We start from the raw sequence: 20,466 nt of genomic DNA on the forward strand, positions 1-20,466 counted from the left end.
GTTCCCGTGCGCTCGACCGTGAGTGTTTTAACCTTGCCCGCTATACGGATCAAGCCCGCATGACTTCCCGCACCACCGCCTCATTCAAGATTCCGCGCTTGGCTTCCACCACGGTCAGCCACTCGCGGGCGCGGGTGATGCCGGTATAGACGAGTTCGCGCGTTAGAATCGGGTTGATCGTGGCGGGCAGCAGGAGTGCCGTGTGGACAAACTCCGAGCCCTGGGATTTATGCACGGTCATCGCGAACACGGTTTCCACCGAGTGCAGGCGCGAGGGCAGCACCCAGCGGATGGGGTGGGCCGGGTCGCTCGTCGGGAACGCGACGCGCAAAAGCGACTGGCCGGGCGCGCGCGGGTCGGGCACGGCCAGCGTGATGCCGATGTCGCCGTTCATCAGTTTTAGCGCATAGTCATTCTGGGTGACCAGCACCGGGCGGCCCTCGTACCAGCCTTTTTCCAGCGTCACGTCGTTGGCACTCAGCCATCCGTCGCGGCGAAGGGTATGAGCGATGCGCGGATTCAACCCTTCCACGCCCCAGGGGCCCTTGCGCAGCGCGCACAGAAGCTGAAAGCGCCCGTAAGCGGTCAGCACCTGGCCGGCCCAGGCGTCGAATGCGCCCGGGTCCGCCTCGAAGGAGGCGCCTTCGGGGCGCTGGGCCTTGAGCACGCTCAAATAGTGGCGGTAGCCGGTGGGCGGGGCCACGGGGTTGTCCTTGTGATCTATACGGCCTTCGCCATTTTGCGCAAAGCCCTTGGGGCTTCCGTCGATTACCAGCGCGTCCAGCGCGGCATCGCCCTGGCCGCTTGCGCCGCCCAGCACGCGGTGCTGTACATCCGGGTAGCCCTGGCGCAGTAGCTGGTTCACCGCCTGCTGTTTGTCGCGCTCGCTCATGGCGTCGCCGGGCTGGTTGATCGCCTGGGCGAGCTGGCCGATGCCGCTTTGCTCATTAAAGCGGTGGCTGACCCGCAGCATGGTGATCGTCTGATCCAGCGGCTGGCCCTGCTCGTCGATGAACGCCTCCGGTATCGGCTGGCCGGTGGCGGCTTCGAGCCAGGCGGCGGTCGCCCTGGTGTAGTGGGCGGCCTCGGCGCGGCGGCACAAATCGCCGAGCACCGCGCCGGCCTCGACCGAGGCGAGCTGGTCCTTGTCGCCCAGCAGCACCAGCTGGGCGTTTGCGGGCAGGGCGCTGAGCACGGCGGTCATCATTTCGATATCCACCATCGAGGCTTCGTCGATCACCAGCACGTCGAGTGCGAGCGGGTTGTGCGGGCCGTGGCGGAAGTGGCGGGTGTCGGGGCGCGCACCCAGTAGCCGGTGAAGGGTGGTGACCTCGGTGGGGATGGCGCCGTCTAGCGCGCCATCAAAGTGCTCGCCCAGCAGCGCCTCGAGCGCAGCGGTGGGCAACCCGCTGACCTGGCCGGCGATGGACTCATTGAGCCGCGCGGCGGCCTTGCCGGTGGGGGCGGCCAGGCGGATACGCAGCGGCTCCGCCGGGGCGTGGGAGAGCCGCAGGGTTTGCAGCAGCGCGAGCAGGCGCACCACGGTGGTGGTCTTGCCGGTGCCGGGGCCGCCGGTGATGACGGCGAAGCGGCGGCGAGCGGCCAGCGCACAGGCGGTTTTTTGCCAGTCCAGGGTTTGGGTATTAGTGAAGAGGGTGTTTAGGGCCCGGGAAAGAAGGTTAGTTGTTGTGGCGTGATCGGGATGACTGGCGTCATCCATCGCCCAGTGAACTGGGCTCCTACCCGTATTAGCCTGCTCGAATACATCTTCGTTTGCGGTGAGGCGGGTGGCGATTTCCGCGTGCAGGGTCTGCTCGTACTGCCAAAAACGGCGCAGATACAGGCGCGTGGCGCTGGCGACCAGTGGGGTGTTGCCGGGGCCAGCGCTTACCAGCAGCGGGTGATCGAGCGCGGCCTGCCACTGGTCAAGCGTTAGCGTTTCGAGCAGCGCGCTTGGCAGCAGCGGCGGCTCGATCAGGTCGTCGCCTTCCGGCGGTAGCGACAGCGCGAAATCCGGCGCGTCCAGCGTGGCGGCCAACTCCAGGCACACGTGCCCGCGGCCGAGCTGGTGGCTGGCAAGCGCCGCCGCCAGCAGCAACAGCGCCGGGGCGTCCGGGGCTTCCGTCAGCAGAAAGCGCGCCAGCGCCCGGTCCAGGTCGCGCAGCCAGCCCCGCGCCACCCAGCGCTCGAGCAGATCGAGCAGCGCCTGAGGGTCAAAAAGCGCGGCGTGCGGTGCGGCTGGGGCGCTTGGCTCTTGCGTGGCAGGCTCATCCGGCGCATCGAAAAGATCGAAGGTCTGCGTGTCCTTACGGCTCATACGGTGGCCTCCTGCTGGGCGCCGGTGAACAGGGCGTCCAGCGCCTCGATCAGCGCGATGGGCGCGGGCTCGGCGTACACGCCCCGGCCCTGGCTCGAACTGCCGCGCAGGAACACGGTGAGCGAGCCGCCCAAGTGGCGGTGCGGGTCGTAGTCACTCAGGCGCGCTTTCAAAAGCCGGTGCAGGGCGAGCAGGTAGAGCGCGGCCTGCAGGTCGTAGCGTTTCTCCAGCAGCGCCTGGCGCAGCGCTTCCTGCTCGTAGGCGGCATCCGTCGGGCCCAGGTAGTTGGATTTCCAGTCGAGCACGTAAAAGCGGCCGTCGTGCTCGAAGGCCAGGTCGATGAAGCCCTTGAGCATGCCGTTGAGCGTGTCGCGGTCCAGCGCCGGGCGGGCGTGGCCGGCCAAAAAGTGCTCGCTCACCAGCGCATCGATCCGGCGGGTATCCACCGCTTTCGCGGCCAGCCAGAACTCGAGCTCCACCTGGTAATCACTGAGCTCGGTCAGCGCCACGCTTTGCGCCCCACCAAGCGGCAGGGGCGTGGCTAAAAGCGCCTTTAGCCAGCCGGAAAGCGGCGCCTGCCACACCTGCCAGCCGCGAAGCTGCACCCGGCGCCAGAGCATGTCCTCGAAGGCCTCGTCATCATCGAGTGCGGCCTGAAAGCCGGTGCGGCCCGCCCACTCGAGCAGGCCGTGCAGAAAGGTGCCCGGCCCCGGCCCGCGGGGGAACTTGTGCAGGTGAAACGCCTGGGGCTCGGCCAGGTCCTGGGGCTCATTAAGCACCTCGAACGCGGTCGCTTCCTGGGCGGTAGTGGGCTCCAGCGGCGCGCTCGAAGGTGCGGTGAGCGTGCCGGAAAGGCGCAGCGCCGAATAGCTGGCGATCCACCAGTGCTCGCGGGCCGGCCGCGTTGGCACGCGGGCGTGGCCCAGCGTCTCGCTATCAAGCGCCGGGGCCAGCCGCAGCGCGGTGGGCGCCGGCGGCTCGGCCACGTGGATGTCGCTGCCTTTCGCAAGCGCCTCCAGCGCCGTGGCGAGCGCGGCGGGGGCGATGGGCTGGCCCGCGTTCAACAGATACCCCACGGCGCTCGCCTCGCCCTCCTTCAGCGGGGCCAGGCCCAGCCAGGTCGCGTGGCGGGCGCGGGTCAGCGCCACGTACAGCTTGCGCAAATCCTCACCCAGGCGTTCACGCTCGGCAATCGCGAGTATTTCCTCGTCGGCGTTCAGGCTAAGGCGCAGCTGGCCGTCACCGTCGTGCCAGCGAAGCGGCAGATCGTCCGCCTTCACTGGGCGGTGGTTCTGGATGAAGGGCAGAAACACCAGCGGGTACTCGAGGCCCTTGGACTTGTGAATGGTGACCACCTTGACCAGGTCGGCGTCGCTCTCCAGGCGCAGCTTGTGGCTGTCGTTCTGGCTGTTTGGGTCGGCAATGGCTTCCATCAGAAAGCGGATCAGGGCGTGCTCGCCGTCGAGCTCTTGGCTTGCCTGCTGTAGAAGCTCGCCCAGGTGCAGAAGATCGGTGAGTAAGCGCTCACCGTCTTCGAACTCGGCCAGAAGACGAGCGGGAATCTCGAAGTCCGCCATCAGCCGGCGCACCAGCGGAAGTACTCCCTGGCGCTGCCACAGGCGGTGGTAGTGACCGAACTGCACCACCCGCGCCTCCCAGGCCAGCTCGTTTTGCTGCAGGTGGTCGAGCTCGGCGAGGCTTAGCCCCAGCGCGGGTGTGGCCAGTGCCGCTCTCAGGTGCGCCTCGGCCTGGCGCGAGCTTGCCAGCGGCTCGGCGCAGGCGCGAAGCCACCGCTCCACCTGGGCGGCCATGGGCGAGGCGAACACCTTGTCGTGATCCGACAGGTACACGCTTTTTACTCCGCGGCTTGAAAGCGCCAGGCGGATTGCGCGGGCCTCGCTCAGGCCGTTGACCAGCACCGCCATGTCGGAAGGCTTCAGCGGTGTCAGGCCCTGCTCGCTTTGAAAGCCGCTTTGCCCCCGGCGGCCCGCCTCCAGAAGTGCGGCCATGTGAGAGGCGCAGCGCTCGGCCATCTCGGTCTGGTAGGCGGTTTTCGAGAGCGGCTCGTCGCTTGAAAGCGGCCAGAGCGTCATTGCGGCAAGCGGGGCGCCTTCGTGTACCAGCTGCTCGTTGCGCCCGCGGGCCTCCACCGGCAGAAACGGCAGCGGGTTGTCGCCGTGCTCGTCGCGAAACAAAAATGCGCCGCGCGGATGCGCGTCGGCGTAGCGAAAGCAGTGGTTGACCGCCTCGACCATGGCGCGGGTGGAGCGAAAGTTGGTCGAAAGCGTGACGTGGCGGCCGTCGGTATCCTGGCGGGCCTGCAGGTAGGTGAAGATATCCGCGCCGCGAAAGGCGTAGATCGCCTGCTTGGGGTCGCCGATCAGCAGAATCGCGCTGTCGCGGCGTTGAGTGGCTACCTGGTAGACCGCATCGAAAATGCGGTACTGCACCGGGTCGGTGTCCTGGAACTCGTCGATCAGCGCGACCGGAAACTGGCGGCGGATCTGAGCCGCCAGCGCCTCGCGGTTGGGGCCCTTGAGCGCTCGGTCCAGATGGGTCAAAAGCTCAGTCGGGCCCATTTCGGCGCGGCGCTGCTGCTCGCGCTCCAGGCGCACCTTGCACCACTGCACGGCGTGAATCAGCAGATCACTGTAGGGCTCTGGCAATCTATCGAGCGCGGGCTTGAGCGCGGCCAGTGCCTGCCAGGCCTCGGGGCAGGGCGGCTCGCCCTCTATCCAGATCTCCGCCATGCCTTCCGGCGTCAGGCGCTTCCAGGCCGAGTCGGTCAGCGCCGGGCGCTCCCGATCGCTTTGGGCCCACTCCTTGAGCGCCCCCAGCCAGTTGGCGCGGCTTTTGGCGTTGAAACTCTGGCCCTTGAACGCCTTGGCCTTCGCCGCGTTTTCCAGTGCCGGCACCAGCTCGTCGAGCCATTGGGGCCAGGGGGCTTTCAGCGCCGCCAGCGCCTCATGCTTTTGCGCCTCCACCGCGGCCAGGGTCGTTTGTGGGGTTGGGCGCGGCTCGCCAAGCGCCTCGCACTCCGCTAACAGCCGTGAGAGCGTCTCATGTAATTCTTTCGGCGCTTTCCAGTAGCGGGTGATGTGGGCAAGCGCCTCGATATCCAGCGGGTAGTAGAAGGTGCGCCAGTAGTCGCGCACCACCTCCTGCTCGAGCTCGCGCTGGTCGTTTTCTAGGTTCAGCGAGAAGAGGCTGCCGCTATCGAAGGCGTGCTCGCGCAGCATCCGGTAGCACCAGCTGTGAATGGTGGATACCGCCGCCTCGTCCATCCACTCGGCGGCCAACTCCAGCCGGCGGGCGCAGGCGGGCCAGGCGCCTTCATCGTACTGGGCGCGAAGTTCACACAGCAGGTCGTCATTTTGGGCGCCGCGAAACACCGCCGCGGCTTCCACCAGCCGCGCGCGAATACGCTCGCGAAGTTCCTGGGTGGCGGCATTGGTGAACGTCACCACCAGAATTTCCGGCGGGGTGAGCGGGCGCGGGTAGGCGGTGTCGTCCTCTTGAGAATGACCGCCCAGCACCAGGCGCACGTACAAAAGCGCGATCGTGAAGGTCTTGCCGGTGCCGGCACTGGCCTCGATCAAGCGGCTGCCGTGTAGCGGCAGGCCCAGTGGGTCGAGGGGGGCGGGTTGGCTCATGAGGTCTCCGGGTGCGGCAGGAAAAGGCGCCCGGAGGCGCAGGTTTGGCACTATATCGCGATGGTTTGAGGGGATCAAAAGGCGGGCGGCGTTTGCCCGGGCTGTGAGTCAGGCCCGTCACCTGCTAATCTTGTCGGCCAGCCACGCCAGGATAGCCGTCATACGCTGTCGTGGCTTTAAGTTTATGCTGACGATGAGACACCATGCTGACATCGCTTCTCGATAACGATTTTTACAAGATCACGATGCAAAACGCCGTGATCAAGCGCTTTCCCTACGCCCACGCGCACTACGCCTTCATCAACCGGGGCGAGCATCGCTTTCCTGACGGGTTTGGCGCCGCGCTTCGCCGGGAAGTGGACAAGATGGCATCGCTTGCGCTCAGCGAGGACGAGAAGCGTTATCTGGAAACCACCTGCCCGTACCTCGACCCGACCTACCTCGATTTTCTCGCCGGGTTTCGCTACGACCCCTCCGAGGTGATCGTCGAGCAGCAGGGAAGCGAAGTGTCGGTGGTCATCGAAGGCCCCTGGTACCGCACCATCCTGTGGGAAGTGCCGCTGATGGCGCTGATCAGCGAGCTCTGGTACGTGCTGCGCGACGAACACGCCCCGGACAACACGGCGGAGCTGATAGAAGAGCGCACCCGCGAGAAGATCGAACACTACCGCGATCTGGGCCTCAAGATCGCCGAGTTCGGCACGCGGCGGCGCTTTTCGTTTGCGGTGCACGACCGGGTCGTGGGCGCGCTTCGCCACTACGGCGGCGACACCTTCACCGGTACCAGCAACGTGCTTTTGGCCATGCGCCACGGGGTGAAGCCGATCGGCACCCACGCCCACGAGTGGTTCATGTTCCACGGCGCGCGCTTTGGCTTCAAAATGGCCAACAGCCTGGCGCTCGAGCACTGGGTGGACGTGTATCGCGGCGATCTCGGCATCGCGCTGACCGATACCTTCACCACCAAGGCGTTTTTCGAAAGCTTCGACAAGAAGTTCGCCAAGCTCTTCGACGGCGTGCGCCACGATAGCGGCGACCCGGTGGAGTTCGCCAAGGCGACCATCGAGCACTACAAGCGCTTGGGCGTGAACCCGCAAACCAAAACGATCATCTTTTCCGATGCGCTGACGCCGGAGCGGGTCGAGCGTATCCAGGCGTTCTGCCAGGGACGCATCGGTACCGCTTTTGGCATCGGTACCAACTTCACCAACGATGTGGGTGTGGAGCCGATGAACATGGTGATCAAGATGGTCAAGGCGCGCCCGGAAGGCCAGGGGTGGCTGCCGGTCATCAAGCTCTCGGACGTGCCGGACAAGCACACCGGCGATCCGGACATGATCGCCCTGGCCAAACGCATCCTGTCGTTAAGCCACGCCTCGCCGGAAACCTGCCCCTGATCGAGCCAGGCGCGGCTCGTACTTTAAAGCGCCAATCGGCGGGCGGTTAACGCCCGCCTTTTTCGGCGCTTTTCCTGTCAGCTCTTTTGCCACCTTTCTTGTCGCCCTTGACCGCCTTGAACAGCGGCGCATAAAGGCGCTCGACCAGCTCGGCAAAACCCTCGCCCTGAGCGGTGCGGGCGGTGAGCAGCTGCTCGAAGCTCGACCACTGGTGAGCGAGATAAGCGCTTTGGGTGACATCCCCCCTCTGGTAGCGCCCGCCCTCATAGGCACTTTCGGCGGCGGCAAACGCGGGGCTGTCCCGGTCGCTATCGGTCGTGCCGAGCTTGTTAAGCCACTCGAACCCGGCCTGAGTCGCCAGCGGCAGCGGCCCTTGCTGGCCCTGTTGCCAGGCGTCGAGCTGGGTCGCAAGGTGCACCTTCGCAGTGTCCTGCGCTACCGGCTCAAGCGTCACGCTACCGGCTTTCGAGATCAGCGCGGTGGTCATGGGGGCATCGAGATTGCCCGCCAGATGCGCGACCCAGTGGCGCAGCAGGTGGTGCCACTGATATTTGCTCTGCTTCACCAGGCTCGAACTCAACAGCAGCACCCGGCAGCGCTCGCCGGCCTCGTTCAAACGCACCTCGCCCAGCCAGTCCTCGAGCGTTGGGCCTTGCTCGAAAGCGAGCCATACCCGTTGGGCGGCGCTCGCCTGGAGCGGCCAGGCGGCCAGCATCTGTTCGTACTTTTCGAACAGCGCCTCCATCGGCTCGGCGAGCGCGTCGCGCATGCGCTCGCCAAAGGCGCCGATGGCGAGCACGCCCTGGCCCTGAAAGCGCGACAGCTGCTCGTCGAGCGCCTCGATGCGCGGCTCGTTATTGTCCACCGCGCGGCGCTGGGCGGCGATCAGCCGGTCCTGAAGCTGCCAGTTCTGCAGGCCGTCCAGCGCAAAGGGTTCGGCGTCGAGCTCGGCAATCGCTTCCTGCTCGAAGTAGACGCCCAGTCGCGCGTTGAAAAAGCTCTTCACCGGCTCACGCAGGAAACTGCCCAGCTGGGCGAGATTGAGCGTGGCCGGCTCGCTCTCGGCAGGCGCGGTGAGCGGGGCCGATTCGCGGGCGCTCTGCGCGGTGTGCACCTCGCGCCACTCGTGGGCGTAGGTGAAAAGCGCATCGTCCTGGCCGAAGTAGCGCCGGCTGAAGGGCTGCAGCGGGTGTTCGGTGGTGAGCCGCGCCAGAAGATCATCGCCGTCGCGCTGCCAGCCGGCGGCCAGGTGTTCGCGCAGTTGGCCGACCAGCACCGACGGCGGGAGCGGGGCGTTGTCGATCTGGCTTTTGCCCACCCAGCTCACGTAGAGCTGGTCACGGGCGGAGAGCAGCGCCTCCAGAAACAGATAGCGGTCGTCCTCGCGCCGTGAACGGTCGCCGGGGCGGTAGTCGCCGCCCATCAGGTCGAAATCCAGCGGCGGCTGGGAGCGCGGATACTCGCCGTCGTTCATCCCCAAAAGGCACACCCGTTTGAAGGGAATGGCGCGCATCGGCATGAGCGTGGCGAAGTTGACCGCGCCGGCCAGAAAGCGCTGGGAAAGGCTATGCTCGTCGATCTGTGACAGCCAGTGCTCGCGCACCATCGAGAGCGGAAGCGCCTCATTGAGCGCGGCTTCCCGGGTACTCTCGAGCATCTGCTGCAGGCCGTTTTCGAGCTTTGCCAGCATGACGCTCTCGGCCGGGTCGTCGGTGAGAAAGAAGGTCTCCAACAGCTCGCGCAGCCGCGCCACCCAGGTGGCGGCGTCCACCGGCTCGCAAAAGCGCTCCCAAGTGGCTTCGAGTTTTTCCAGAAGTGTGGCCAGGGGCCCGGCCAGGCGCGCCTCCAGCCCGCCGATATCGTCAAACGGCTCGATGCCCTGCCAGGCGCTAGCCTCGCCCACGCTGTAGCCAAGCAGTAGCCGTCGAAGCCCAAAGGCCCAGGTGTTTTGGGCGAGCCCGCCGGGCAGCTCCAGATGCGCTCGGGCGCGGGCGTTTAGCCCCCAGCGAATGCCCGCGCCTTCCATCCAGCGCGCAAGCGTGGGCAGGTCGCGCTCCTCGAGCCCAAAGCGCTGGCGCAGCGCCGGCACGTCGAGCAGATCGAGCACGTCGCTGGTGGAGAGGCGAAGCTCCGGCAGGCGCAGCAGTTTTTCCAGCGCGATCATCAGCGGCAGCCGGTGGCGGCTGGCTTGGTCCGAAAGCGTGTGCGGGATGAAGCGCGGGTCGTCCTGATTGAGCTGGCCAAACACCGCCTCGATGTGCGGCGCGTAGCGGTCGATGTCCGGTACCATGACGATAATGTCCCGCGGGCGCAGGTTCGGATCACGGCTGAACGCGGCCAAAAGCTGGTCGTGCAGAATCTCGACCTCACGCTGGGGGCCGTGGGCGATGTGAAAGACGATCGAGTCGTCGGTATCAATCGGGGCCGGCCAGTGCTCGCGGGTCTCGGGCACCGGGCGCAGCTCGCGGATATCGTCCTGAAGCTGGCTCAAGAGCGTGCCGCCGCCTTCCAGCGAGAAGGGCTCGAACATGTCGATGCGCAGCGCGCGCTGCTCGAAAAGGCTCTGATAATCGCCGGTGTCGTCGTGCTCGTCGATCAGGCGCAGGTAGTCGCGGCCCTGTTTGCCCCAGGCGGCGAGCAGCGGCTGGGCATGCAGGTGCAGCGCGCCCTCAATGTCGCCGGTGCCGAGTACGTCGAGCGCCTCCGGCATACCGGCCTTACGGGTCTGGCGGTAGCGGCTGGCGCGCAAGAGGTCCTTGTGCTCGATGATGTCCGCCCAGTAGTACTGGCAGGGGTTATGTACGCAGAGCACGATCTGGCAGCAGCGCGAAAGCGCGGCCAGTGCCTCGAGGGTCTGGCTGGGCAGCGACGAAATACCGAAGATGATCAGCCGCCTTGGCACCTTGGGCGGGCAGGCCTGGCCCTCCAGGTGCTCGGTGGCCTCGAGAAAGCGCTGGTGGACGCTTGCGCGGCTGCTCTCGAGCCCGCGGGAGCCCTGGGTGGCGGCGACGTCCTCTCTAAGACGGCGCCAGAGCGCGGGCTGCCAGCGCTGGTGCTCTTCCAACGCGCGGCGCTCGCCGCGGGCGCCGATGAGCACGTCGTCTTCTTTAGCCCAAGCGTCGAGCCAGTCCGCCCGGTACACCTGGTACTGATCGAACAGATCCGCCAGCCGCTCGGCGAGCTGGTAGTGCTTGCGCTGGTCGCGGTCGAACTCGAGAAAGCGGGCGAGCGGCTCGAAGACCGGCTCTGCTACCAGGGCGGGCAGCAGGCGCAAGAGCCGCCACACCAGGCGCGACTTATCGAACGGCGAGGTTTCCGGCACCGCATCATCCGCGCCGCTTATGTGCGTCAGCACGGTGCGGTAGGCCTGCCAGAGAAAGCGGGCGGGCAGGGTCACGTCGAGCGCGGCGGCGATGCCCGCGCCGCCGTTTTCAGGATCTTCAGCGAGCGCCAGCTTGAGCCACTGGCCGATGCCGTTGCTCTGCACCAGAATGGTTTCGTTTTCCAGCGGCCCCAGCGGGTGCAGGCGCATCCACTCGATGGCCACGGCGCGCAGGTCCTCGAGCCGGTTGGCGTGTACCACCATGAAACCGGGCGTCAGTGGGGGCGTAGAAAGGCGCGACATGGACACATCCCGGCAGGTTGAACGTTTCGTCAGTAGGAGAGCGTGACGTTACCAATCCCCATCAGGCCAAGAAAGGTCATGCCCACGAACAGCAGAAGGTAGAGCAGCACCAGCACGCCGAAAATGGTGAAGTGGGTCTTGAGCTTTGAAAGCGCAAAGCGCAGCTCACGCTCGTCGCCGCTTTGATAGGCGCGCTGACTGGCACTGGCCGCCTGGAAGAGCACGACGCCCGCCCAGATCGGTATCCAGGCGACGATGATACCGACGACGGTAATCGCCGTTAACACCCCGCCCAGAATAAGCATGACGCCGATCAGCTGCATCCAGAGTTTACCGCGGTAAAGCGGCTCCGCGACGCTTTTCAACAGCTCGTTTTTCTCTTGCGGCTCCATGGTGACCTCACGGTGTCGTTTGAAAATCAATACGTTGTTGGAAGGTCATGATCTTAATGAGTTTCGACACGTTTGTCTTTACTCGCGGCGTGGGTAGAATTTTGCCGGATAATTGCCCTGTGCATCTTGCAGTGAGGCCCGCGCATCGCCAAGCTATGACGTTTTTTAGAACACGAAAAACATAAGGAGCCCGCCATGACCGAGCCGACTAGCCCTTCTCAGAACGCTTCACAAGACGCCACATCGCAAGACGCAGCGCAAGGCTCGCGCCGCCACTCCGCCCCCGTCGTCGACGGTCCGGGTAAGGCGGCCAGCCGCGCGATGTTGCGCGCAGTAGGCTTCAACGACGAGGATTTCAAAAAGCCTCAGGTGGGCGTGGCCTCGACCTGGAGCATGGTGACGCCGTGCAACAGCCATATCGGTGAGCTGGCCGAGCTTGCCCGCGAAGGCGCCGACGCCGCCGGCGGCAAGGGCGTGGTGTTCAACACCATCACCATCAGCGACGGCATCGCCAACGGCACCGAGGGCATGAAGTACTCGCTGGTTTCGCGTGAAGTCATCGCGGACTCCATCGAGACCGTGGCCGGTTGTGAGGGCTTCGATGGGCTGGTCGCGATTGGCGGCTGTGACAAGAACATGCCCGGCTGCGTGATGGGCCTTGCGCGCCTGGACCGCCCCAGCGTGTTCGTCTACGGCGGCACCATCATGCCGGGCAAGGGCCACACCGATATCGTCTCGGTGTTCGAGGCCATGGGCGCGCATTCGCGCGGCGACATGGACCTGATCGAGCTCAAGCAGATCGAAGAGACCGCGATTCCCGGCCCCGGCTCCTGCGGCGGCATGTACACCGCCAACACGATGGCCTCGGCGATCGAGGCACTCGGCATGAGCTTGCCGGGAAGCTCCGCGCAAAACGCCATCTCCCAGGAGAAGCGCGACGACTGTAAAGCGGCCGGCGAAGCAGTACTCGAGCTTTTGAAAGCCGACATCAAACCCTCCGACATCATGACCCGCCAGGCCTTCGAGAACGCGATCACCGTGATCATCGCGCTTGGCGGCTCCACCAACGCGGTGCTGCACCTGATCGGCATGGCGCGCACCATCGGGGTTGAGCTCTCGCTTTCGGACTTCACTGAGATCGGCAAGCGCGTACCGGTGGTGGCGGATCTACGCCCCAGCGGCCACTACATGATGAGCGAGCTGGTCGCCATTGGCGGTATTCAGCCGCTGATGAAGATTCTGCTCGAGGCCGGGCTTTTGCACGGCGACTGCCTGACCGTTACCGGCAAGACCCTGGCCGAAAACCTGGCGGGCGTCGAGCCCTACCCGATGGATCAGTCGATCATCGCGCCGCTCGATAAGCCGATCAAGGCGCAAAGCCATCTGCGCATTCTCTACGGCAACCTGGCGCCGGAAGGGGCGGTTGCCAAGATCACCGGCAAGGAAGGCACGCGTTTTTCAGGACCTGCCCGGGTATTCGGCTCGGAAGAGGAAGCCCAGGCGCGCATCAACGACGGTACCGTGGTCGCCGGTGACGTGGTCGTGATTCGCTACGAAGGCCCGAAGGGTGGGCCGGGCATGCGTGAAATGCTGACGCCGACCTCCGCCATCATGGGCCGGGGCTTGGGTAACGACGTCGCACTGATCACCGACGGGCGCTTCTCCGGCGGCAGCCACGGGTTCGTGGTGGGCCACGTGTCGCCGGAAGCCTTCGAAGGCGGCCCGCTGGGGCTGGTCGAAAACGGCGATCTCATCACCATCGATGCCGAGGCGGACACCATCGATATCGACGTTAGCGATGAAGAGATGGCCCGTCGCCAAAGCCAGTGGCAAAAGCCCGAGCCCCGCTATACCCGTGGCGTGCTCGCCAAGTACGCGCGCCACGTAAGCTCCGCCAGCACCGGCGCGGTCACCGACCAGGACGACTAAACGCTTTTAGCCAACGCCCAGGGCCGCACTCGCGGCCCTTTTTTTGTCACGTCGGCGTCAAACGGCTGGGCTAGAGTGGGGCTTTCGTTTCATGAGGAGGCCTTTCGATGGCGAGTCGGCACGGGCGAGTTTTCGATGTCTTTCGAACGTTTTTGTGGCTGGGCTGCACCTCTTTTGGCGGCCCCGTCGCGCATCTGGGCTATTTCCATACCGAGTTCGTCGTCAGACGTCGCTGGTTGTCCGAGGCGGCCTATGCGGAACTGGTGGCGCTTTGCCAGTTTTTGCCCGGCCCGGCGAGCAGCCAGGTGGGCTTTGCGCTCGGGCTCTTGCGCGCCGGCCCCTGGGGGGCTGCCGCGGCGTGGGTGGCGTTTACGCTGCCTTCGGCGCTACTGCTGGCACTGTTCGCGCTGGGCGCGACAGCACTCGAGGGTCCGCTGTTCGAGCGCGTGATCGATAGCCTCAAACTTGTGGCCGTGGCGGTGGTGGCCCACGCCGTTTGGGGAATGGCGAAAAGCCTTTGTCCGGATAGAGCGCGGGCGGGGATTGCGCTGGGCGCGGTGTTCGTGGCCGCGCTCGCAAGCGGCCCGGCGGGCCAGGTCGGCGCCATTGCGCTGGGTGCGGCGGCGGGGCTTTGGCTCTGCCGGTCGCCGTCGCCCCGGGGGGAGGTGGATGCATTCTCCTTTGGCGTCTCGCGCCGCGCCGGGGCCGTCGCGCTTGCGCTTTTCGCGCTGCTGTTGGGGGCGCTGCCGCTGCTGGCGCCGATGGCAGCGTGGCTCGATATGGTCGATGCCTTTTACCGCGCCGGGGCGCTGGTCTTTGGCGGCGGCCACGTGGTGCTACCGCTTCTGAGCGCCGAAACGGTTCAGCTAGGTCTTATCTCAAATGATGCGTTCATGACCGGCTACGGCGCCGCCCAGGCGATTCCGGGGCCGCTTTTCACCTTCGCCGCTTACCTTGGCGCGCTGTGGCCGGGCGTCAATGCCGGGGCCGGGGCGGCGCTGGCGTTGGTGGCGATTTTCGCCCCCGGCTTTTTACTGCTGGTGGGGGTGCTGCCGTTCTGGCACCGTTTTCGCCGCGGCGAGCGTGCCCAGGCACTTCTGCGTGGCGCCAGTGCGGCGGTCGTGGGCATTCTGGGGCTCGCGCTTTTCGACCCGGTGTGGGTCAGCGCGGTGCTGGTGCCTATCGATGTCGCGCTGGCGCTCACCGGTTTTCTTCTGCTGAGCGTGTGGCGCCTGCCCGCCTGGGCGGTCGTGATCATCGTTCTGTTGGGTGGAATAGTGCTGGGCTGAGTCATGGCGGGCTTATTCATAACGTGCTTATTCATGACGGGCCAAGCCGTGCTTTGAGCACAAAAAAACGCCTCGCGTTTGGCGAGGCGTTTATCGGTTCACACCTGGAGGCTATGGCGTTGGCGCCTCCAGCTCTAATGTGCGGCGCAGGACGTTGAGTTCGTCCAGATTCAGATGCTCGAGCCTTCCGGCGAGCAGGTCGCTGATCTTCTGGACGGGAAGGCCGGCCCGGCGGGCGATTTCGCGGCTTCCCAGATCCGATACGGCGACCAGACGAGTGATGATGCGCATCAAGCGCGTGCGTTTTTCCAATTCCCTGACGTCGAGGTCAGGGCTGCTTCGAGGAGGGTCCAGCGTTTCTGCGTGAGCAGTCGACGTTGCCGTACTCATGTGACTCCATGGGTCAAAAGTGACACCTACACAATGACGCTAACGGAAGCGCTTTTCAATGCCTGATCCGGCTAAAATTTCATCCACCGATCGAAGCCCCTAATTCGGCCCGCTCTGGTAAACTATGCGCCTTTAAAATTATAGCCAAGCCTTGCGGCTTTTCATCTTTTACCGATTGATGGCCTTCGGCCGAGGAGCGAATCCATGTCCAGCCGCGCACCCCAAGTGGGCGTAATTATGGGATCCAAATCCGACTGGCCCGTGATGGAACACGCCACCCAAATGCTCGAGCGCCTGGGCGTTGCTTTTGAGACCCGCGTGGTCTCGGCGCACCGTACGCCGGATCTGTTGTTCGACTACGCCAAGGGCGCGGCGGAGCGCGGGCTTCAGGTGATCGTGGCCGGCGCGGGCGGGGCGGCGCACCTGCCGGGCATGGTGGCTTCTCAAACGCCGCTTCCCGTGCTGGGTGTGCCGGTGGAGTCCAAATCGCTCAAGGGGCTCGATTCGCTCCTCTCCATTGCCCAGATGCCCGGCGGTATCGCCGTGGGAACGCTAGCCATCGGCAAGGCCGGGGCAACCAACGCAGGCCTTCTGGCCGCGCAGATCGTGGGGCTTCAGGATAGCGCCGTGCGCGAGGCGGTCGAGGCGTTTCGCGCCGAGCAGACCCAAGCCGTGCTCGATAACCCGGACCCCCGCATCGATACCGATCAGGCCTGAGGAGATCACCATGAACATTGGCATTTTGGGTGCCGGCCAGCTCGGTCGTATGCTCGCCTTGGCAGGCTACCCGCTGGGCAATCGTTTCACCTTTCTGGACACCACCGGGAGCCCCAGTGCGGGCATTGGCGAGGTGATCGTCGACCCGCACAACGAGCACCTGGCCGCGTTTCTCGAGAAGGTCGATGTCGTGACCTACGAGTTCGAGCACTTGCCGGTCGAGCTGGTGCGCGAGATCGAGCAGCACAAGCCGGTCTACCCCAGCAGTAAAGCGATCGCGGTGTGCCAAAACCGGGTAGAAGAGAAGGCGCTGTTCGACCGGCTTGCTATTCCCACGCCGGCCTACCGCGTGGTGGAGAGCGCCGAGGCGCTGGCCCAGGCCGCCGAGGAGCTTGGCTGCCCGGTGGTCGCCAAGTCGGTCACCGAGGGCTACGACGGCAAGGGCCAGGCCGTGCTCACATCCGCCGATCAGGCCGGTGATGCCTGGGCGTCGATTGGCCATTCGCAGCTGATCGTCGAGGCGTTCGTCGATTTCGTGCGCGAAGTATCGATCATCGCGGTGCGCGGTCGCGACGGCGAGGTCGTGTTCTACCCGATGGCGGAGAACCAGCACGAGGGCGGCATTCTGCGCTACTCCGTGGCACCGCTACCGGATCTCGACGACAGCGTCCAGGCACTGGCCGACGGCTATATTCGCCAGTTGCTCGACGAGCTCGACTACGTCGGCGTGCTGGCGCTGGAGCTTTTCCAAGCCAAAGATGGAAGCCTGTTGGCCAACGAGATGGCGCCGCGTGTGCACAACTCCGGCCACTGGACGATGGACGGCGCCGCGACCAGTCAGTTCGAAAATCATCTGAGGGCGATTCAAGGGCTGCCGCTGGGCTCGACCGAGGCAATGGCGCCGACCTGCATGGTCAACGTCATCGGCCGCGAAGGCGACAACGCCGCGCTTCTGGCAATCCCGCATGCTCACCTGCATCGCTACGATAAGGGCGAGCGCGCCGGGCGCAAGCTTGCGCACATCAACGTTCTCGCCGACTCGCACGCAGAGCTTTTGGAGAAAGTTCGTCGGTGCCAGACGCTGCTGCCGGAGGCCCCTTCGGTAAAGTGGAGTTTCACCCTGTAAGGGGCGCGATAACGCTTCATTAACCGCCTGCTATCAGGCGGTTTTTTTATAAGTCGATTTTGGTATTCGCTTTAACGAGATAAATCGTTTACAACTACGGCTCAAGACTTCATTGAACGAAGACGGGTTGCCTTTGTTTAGGCGATCCAACAGCACAGGGAATGGACATGCTGTGGAAGCTTAAACTCGCCGGGGTTGCCCAATATGGCCCCGTCGACGCCGATGAGCCGCTCTCGCTATGCGATCTCGAAGCGGCGAAAGTGGCACTTTTATATGAAAATCTATGGCAGCCCGTTGTCAGCAGCCTGGTCGTGGCCGCCTTTACCGCCGCGATCCTCTGGTCGGCGCATTCGCCGGTGGCCGTCATGGCCTGGTTTTTAACGCTTGGCGCCATATCACTGTTGCGGCTGGTGTTTGCTCGCTGGTATGAGCAGGGCACGGCCAGCGCCCATCAAAAACGGTGGCTCTACATTTTCAGCGCGGGCTCGCTTGGCTCGGCGGCCCTCTGGGGGGCCGCGGGGGTTCTCTTTTTTGCCCCGACCGATCCGACTCAAACCGCGGCGCTGGCGGTCATCGCCTGCGGTATCGCCGCCGGCGGCACGACCACGCTTTCACCGGTCAAGTGGCTTGGGGTTGGCTTCATCAGCCTCATTTTACTGCCGCTGGCCGCCGTCTTCTTGTTGCGAGCAACCATGCTATCGATACTGATGGGCATTATCGTGCTGGTATTTTTGGCACTGATGCTAACCACCTGTATCCGGTTTCATCGCATCATTCACGATAACATCGCGCTCAAGGTGAGTGTCGAGTCGCGCAAGGCGCAGCTGCAGGAGTGTGAAAACCGCTACCGCTCAATCTTCGATCACTCGCCGCTGGGGGTGCTGCACTTCGACCGCAACGGAGTGATCACCGACTGTAACGAGCAATTGCTCAAAATTCTGGGCGGCACGCGTGACAGCTTCATGGGTTATCGCATGCTCGACCGCTCGGCGAATCAGCAAGTCGCTCAAGGGGTACGCGACAGCCTCGAGAAGGGCTCGGGCTATTTCGAAGGTACGTTCTATCTGCCCGGCGCTGAGAAGGGTACGCCGCTGCGCGCCATTTTCAACGGCGTGAATTGCGACAATAACCATCGCATCGGCGGGATGGCGATCGTCGAGGATTTCACCGAGCGCACCCGGCACGAGGCGACCATCTACCGCCAGGCCTACTACGACTCGCTGACCGATCTGCCCAACCGGCGTCTGTTCATCGAGCGGCTGATGTCGCTTTGCAAGGAATCCTCAAACCGCGAGCGAACCGGCGTAGTGATGTTTCTGGATCTGGACCGCTTCAAGATGATCAATGATACCTTCGGCCACGCCGCCGGGGACGATCTGCTCATACAGGTGGCCAAGCGTCTCGAGGCTCACCTGAGCGACGACGACATGGCGGCACGGCTAAGTGGCGATGAGTTCGTGATGCTCAAACTGTTCGACTGGCCCTTTGACGACCGGGCCGAAGAGATGGCGAAGGCGTGCCTGGAAACGCTGAGAAGCAAGCTGGGCGGGTTTTATCACCTGGAGAGCCAGCAGGTAGAGGTGACGCCGAGCATGGGCTACACCTGCTTCAATGCCGACGAGTGCGACCATGCCGAGATCCTCAAGCAGGCCGATGTCGCGATGTACCAGGCCAAGGCGCAAGGGCGGGCGCGGCTTTGCCGCTACCGCCCGGAAATGCGCGACGTCATGAAAAAGGCCGCGCTGCCTGACCGCGTTACATCGCTAATTGACCGCTAAGCACCACCCAAAGCGCGATGAGCGCGAAGTGGCCCGGATACCAGGCAAGCCAAAGCCGCCGCGGCATGTTTTTGAACACCTTCGGGACGTAGCGGGCGCCGCCGGCGGCGAGGATGAGAACGACGATACACGTGCCCACGGTGAACGACTTGGACATGTCCGAGGCGTTCATCTGGCCGGCGATCCAGAGCACCGGAAACGCCGCCAGCCCCGCCCAGAGCCTCGATTTCAGCGCATTGTCGCTATCGTTGAGCGCGTACATGGCGAACATGAAAAACGGGATCAGCATCAGGCCGTTATGGCCATACTCGACCCAAAAGCCGAGCAGATACCAAAGCGTGACCGCCACCGCCGCCCCCAGTAGCAGCCAGCCAAACCCGAGCGTCTCCTGACGGTAGTGTTGCCAGCCCTGGCGGGCCAGCGCCCCGAGTGCCAAACCGCTTGCCAGTGTAAAGCAGACGTTGAGGATGAAGGCATCACTCGATCGCGGCATCATCATGTACGGCACCTGGGCGATGAGACCGATCACCAGTACCCGCCGGGCGTAGCGCAGCGGATTACGCGTATTGAACAGCCCATGCCAGGCCACCATGGCCGCGAACAGCGGAAAGGCGATGCGCCCAATCGACGACCCCGCCCAGCTCAAATCCCAGCTGTCCGGGAGCACGTAGCGCACCAGGTGGTCGATGGTCATGGTCAAAAGCGCCAGCCACTGCGCCCAGGCCGTCCAGTGTGATAGCGGGCGATCAGCCGCCGCCGCCGTGGGTCGCGGCGAAGAAGCCGGGGGGGCGGTATCGCCGGGAGCGTGTGCCATAAAACCTCCGTGTTGAGATGGCCAGAATGGCTTCAGACTTGATCGGTCGCGTCGAGTTCAAGCCCGGTCGCGCGTTCGCCGCTCAGGAGTATCCGCGCGTACGATTCATACGTGCGATCTATACGTACTCCATACGTACTCCATACGTACTGTCCATACGTACTATACCCCAAAGCTCTCAAGCGTTGCCCCAAAAGCAAAACCCCGGCGTTTGCCGGGGGTTTGCATACTTGCTCGACGCTTACGAAAAGAGGTTATTCGCCGTCGAAGTAGCGCGCGTGAATCTCGTCGTAGGTGCCATCTTCCTGCAGCGTCGCGAGCGCTTCGTTGAAGCGTTCGGCCAGGTCTTCATCGCGCTGGCGGAAGGCGATGCCAAAACCGTCACCGAAGTACTCCTTGGGTTCGGTGATCTGCTCGCCGACGATGGTGTAGTCGCCTTCGTCGCTTTCGACCAGCGTGGACTGACCGATCGGGAAGTCGAGGAAAACGATATCCAGACGTTCGGCGTCCATGTCCAGCACCATGTCATCGGCGGTGGAGTAGCGGCTGATGTCGGCGATACTGCCGTACTTGTCGGTGACGTAGTTGTCCTGCAGCGTGCCGCGCTGAACGCCGATGGTCAGGCCGTCCAGCGTTTCTTCATTGGCTTCACTGATGTCCAGATCGCTTGCCGCGAACCAGGCCGACGGCATGGTGATGTAGGGCTCGGAGAACAGCACCTGCTGGCGGCGCTCGTCGTTGATCGTCATCGACGACATCACGGCGTCGTAGTTGCGCGCCAGAAGGCCGGGAATGATGCCGTCCCACTCCTGCTCGATCCACTCGCAGGTCACGCCGACTTCTTCACACAGCGCGTTGCCCAGGTCGATATCGAAACCGGTAAGCTCGCCTTCCGGGGTGCGGTACTCCATGGGCACGTAGGGAACGTCCACGCCGATGCGCACGGTATCGTAGTCGCGCGCCTGGGCCGAGGACGCGGCGGCGACCGCAAGGCCTACCAAAGAGAGCGAAAGCAGTTTTTTCATCATCAAACTCCACT

Annotated in this window: 13 protein-coding genes; 6 read left to right on the forward strand and 7 right to left on the reverse strand. The window is 64.4% G+C overall.

Going from position 1 to position 20,466, the window contains the following annotated elements:
• Window positions 1–49: 49 nt before the first annotated feature.
• On the reverse strand, window positions 50–2,317 hold the full coding sequence (recD, locus tag RN347_RS05355) for an exodeoxyribonuclease V subunit alpha (RefSeq protein WP_311960450.1): 2,268 nt from the start codon (window positions 2,315–2,317) through the stop codon (window positions 50–52).
• Window positions 2,314–5,970 carry an exodeoxyribonuclease V subunit beta gene (gene recB / locus RN347_RS05360; protein WP_311960451.1) on the reverse strand — a complete coding sequence of 1,219 codons (3,657 nt, stop codon included), beginning with the start codon at window positions 5,968–5,970 and terminating at the stop codon, window positions 2,314–2,316. The genes recD and recB overlap by 4 nt, the downstream gene beginning before the upstream one ends.
• Before the next feature lie 203 nt (window positions 5,971–6,173).
• Here recB and pncB point away from each other — a divergent pair, with 203 nt between their 5' ends.
• On the forward strand, window positions 6,174–7,367 hold the full coding sequence (pncB, locus tag RN347_RS05365) for a nicotinate phosphoribosyltransferase (RefSeq protein ID WP_311960452.1): 1,194 nt from the start codon (window positions 6,174–6,176) through the stop codon (window positions 7,365–7,367).
• Between the two features lie 46 nt (window positions 7,368–7,413).
• Here pncB and recC read toward each other — a convergent pair whose 3' ends face one another.
• Window positions 7,414–10,992, reverse strand: coding sequence for an exodeoxyribonuclease V subunit gamma (recC, locus tag RN347_RS05370; protein WP_311960453.1), 3,579 nt, complete (start codon window positions 10,990–10,992; stop codon window positions 7,414–7,416).
• A gap of 29 nt (window positions 10,993–11,021) precedes the next feature.
• Window positions 11,022–11,384: a DUF5362 domain-containing protein gene (locus tag RN347_RS05375; RefSeq protein WP_263584607.1), complete on the reverse strand. Its 363-nt coding sequence runs from the start codon at window positions 11,382–11,384 to the stop codon at window positions 11,022–11,024.
• Window positions 11,385–11,579: 195 nt separating this feature from the next.
• On the opposite strand from RN347_RS05375, the gene ilvD reads away from it, so the two are divergent.
• Together ilvD and chrA are read left to right on the forward strand one after the other, a co-directional pair.
• Window positions 11,580–13,313 carry a dihydroxy-acid dehydratase gene (ilvD, locus tag RN347_RS05380; RefSeq protein WP_263584606.1) on the forward strand — a complete coding sequence of 578 codons (1,734 nt, stop codon included), beginning with the start codon at window positions 11,580–11,582 and terminating at the stop codon, window positions 13,311–13,313.
• Window positions 13,314–13,420: 107 nt separating this feature from the next.
• Window positions 13,421–14,602 (forward strand): chromate efflux transporter, encoded by a 1,182-nt coding sequence (chrA, locus tag RN347_RS05385; RefSeq protein ID WP_311960454.1) that lies wholly within the window; start codon window positions 13,421–13,423, stop codon window positions 14,600–14,602.
• Window positions 14,603–14,713: 111 nt separating this feature from the next.
• Here the strand turns inward: chrA and RN347_RS05390 are convergent, their stop codons facing one another.
• Entirely contained in the window at window positions 14,714–14,992 is a 279-nt protein-coding gene (locus RN347_RS05390; protein ID WP_311960455.1) for an XRE family transcriptional regulator, read from the reverse strand.
• 204 nt (window positions 14,993–15,196) lie between these two features.
• On the opposite strand from RN347_RS05390, the gene purE reads away from it, so the two are divergent.
• The 3 genes from purE to RN347_RS05405 all read left to right on the forward strand — a co-directional run bounded on the left by purE (window position 15,197) and on the right by RN347_RS05405 (window position 18,613).
• Window positions 15,197–15,709 carry a 5-(carboxyamino)imidazole ribonucleotide mutase gene (purE, locus tag RN347_RS05395; RefSeq protein WP_263584603.1) on the forward strand — a complete coding sequence of 171 codons (513 nt, stop codon included), beginning with the start codon at window positions 15,197–15,199 and terminating at the stop codon, window positions 15,707–15,709.
• A 10-nt stretch (window positions 15,710–15,719) separates the two neighbouring features.
• The gene (locus RN347_RS05400; RefSeq protein WP_311960456.1) at window positions 15,720–16,835 is read left to right on the forward strand and encodes a 5-(carboxyamino)imidazole ribonucleotide synthase; all 1,116 of its coding nucleotides are present in this window, start codon (window positions 15,720–15,722) and stop codon (window positions 16,833–16,835) included.
• Between the two features lie 167 nt (window positions 16,836–17,002).
• On the forward strand, window positions 17,003–18,613 hold the full coding sequence (locus RN347_RS05405; RefSeq protein WP_311960457.1) for a diguanylate cyclase domain-containing protein: 1,611 nt from the start codon (window positions 17,003–17,005) through the stop codon (window positions 18,611–18,613).
• On the opposite strand, the gene RN347_RS05410 is transcribed toward RN347_RS05405, so the two are convergent.
• Together RN347_RS05410 and RN347_RS05415 are read right to left on the reverse strand one after the other, a co-directional pair.
• Window positions 18,591–19,427, reverse strand: coding sequence for a TraX family protein (locus tag RN347_RS05410; protein ID WP_311960458.1), 837 nt, complete (start codon window positions 19,425–19,427; stop codon window positions 18,591–18,593). The genes RN347_RS05405 and RN347_RS05410 overlap by 23 nt on opposite strands.
• 254 nt (window positions 19,428–19,681) lie before the next feature.
• Window positions 19,682–20,452 carry a transporter substrate-binding domain-containing protein gene (locus RN347_RS05415; protein ID WP_263584599.1) on the reverse strand — a complete coding sequence of 257 codons (771 nt, stop codon included), beginning with the start codon at window positions 20,450–20,452 and terminating at the stop codon, window positions 19,682–19,684.
• Between the last annotated feature and the right edge of the window lie 14 nt (window positions 20,453–20,466).

The organism is Halomonas sp. PAMB 3264 (assembly GCF_031954245.1).
Lineage (GTDB): Bacteria > Pseudomonadota > Gammaproteobacteria > Pseudomonadales > Halomonadaceae > Vreelandella.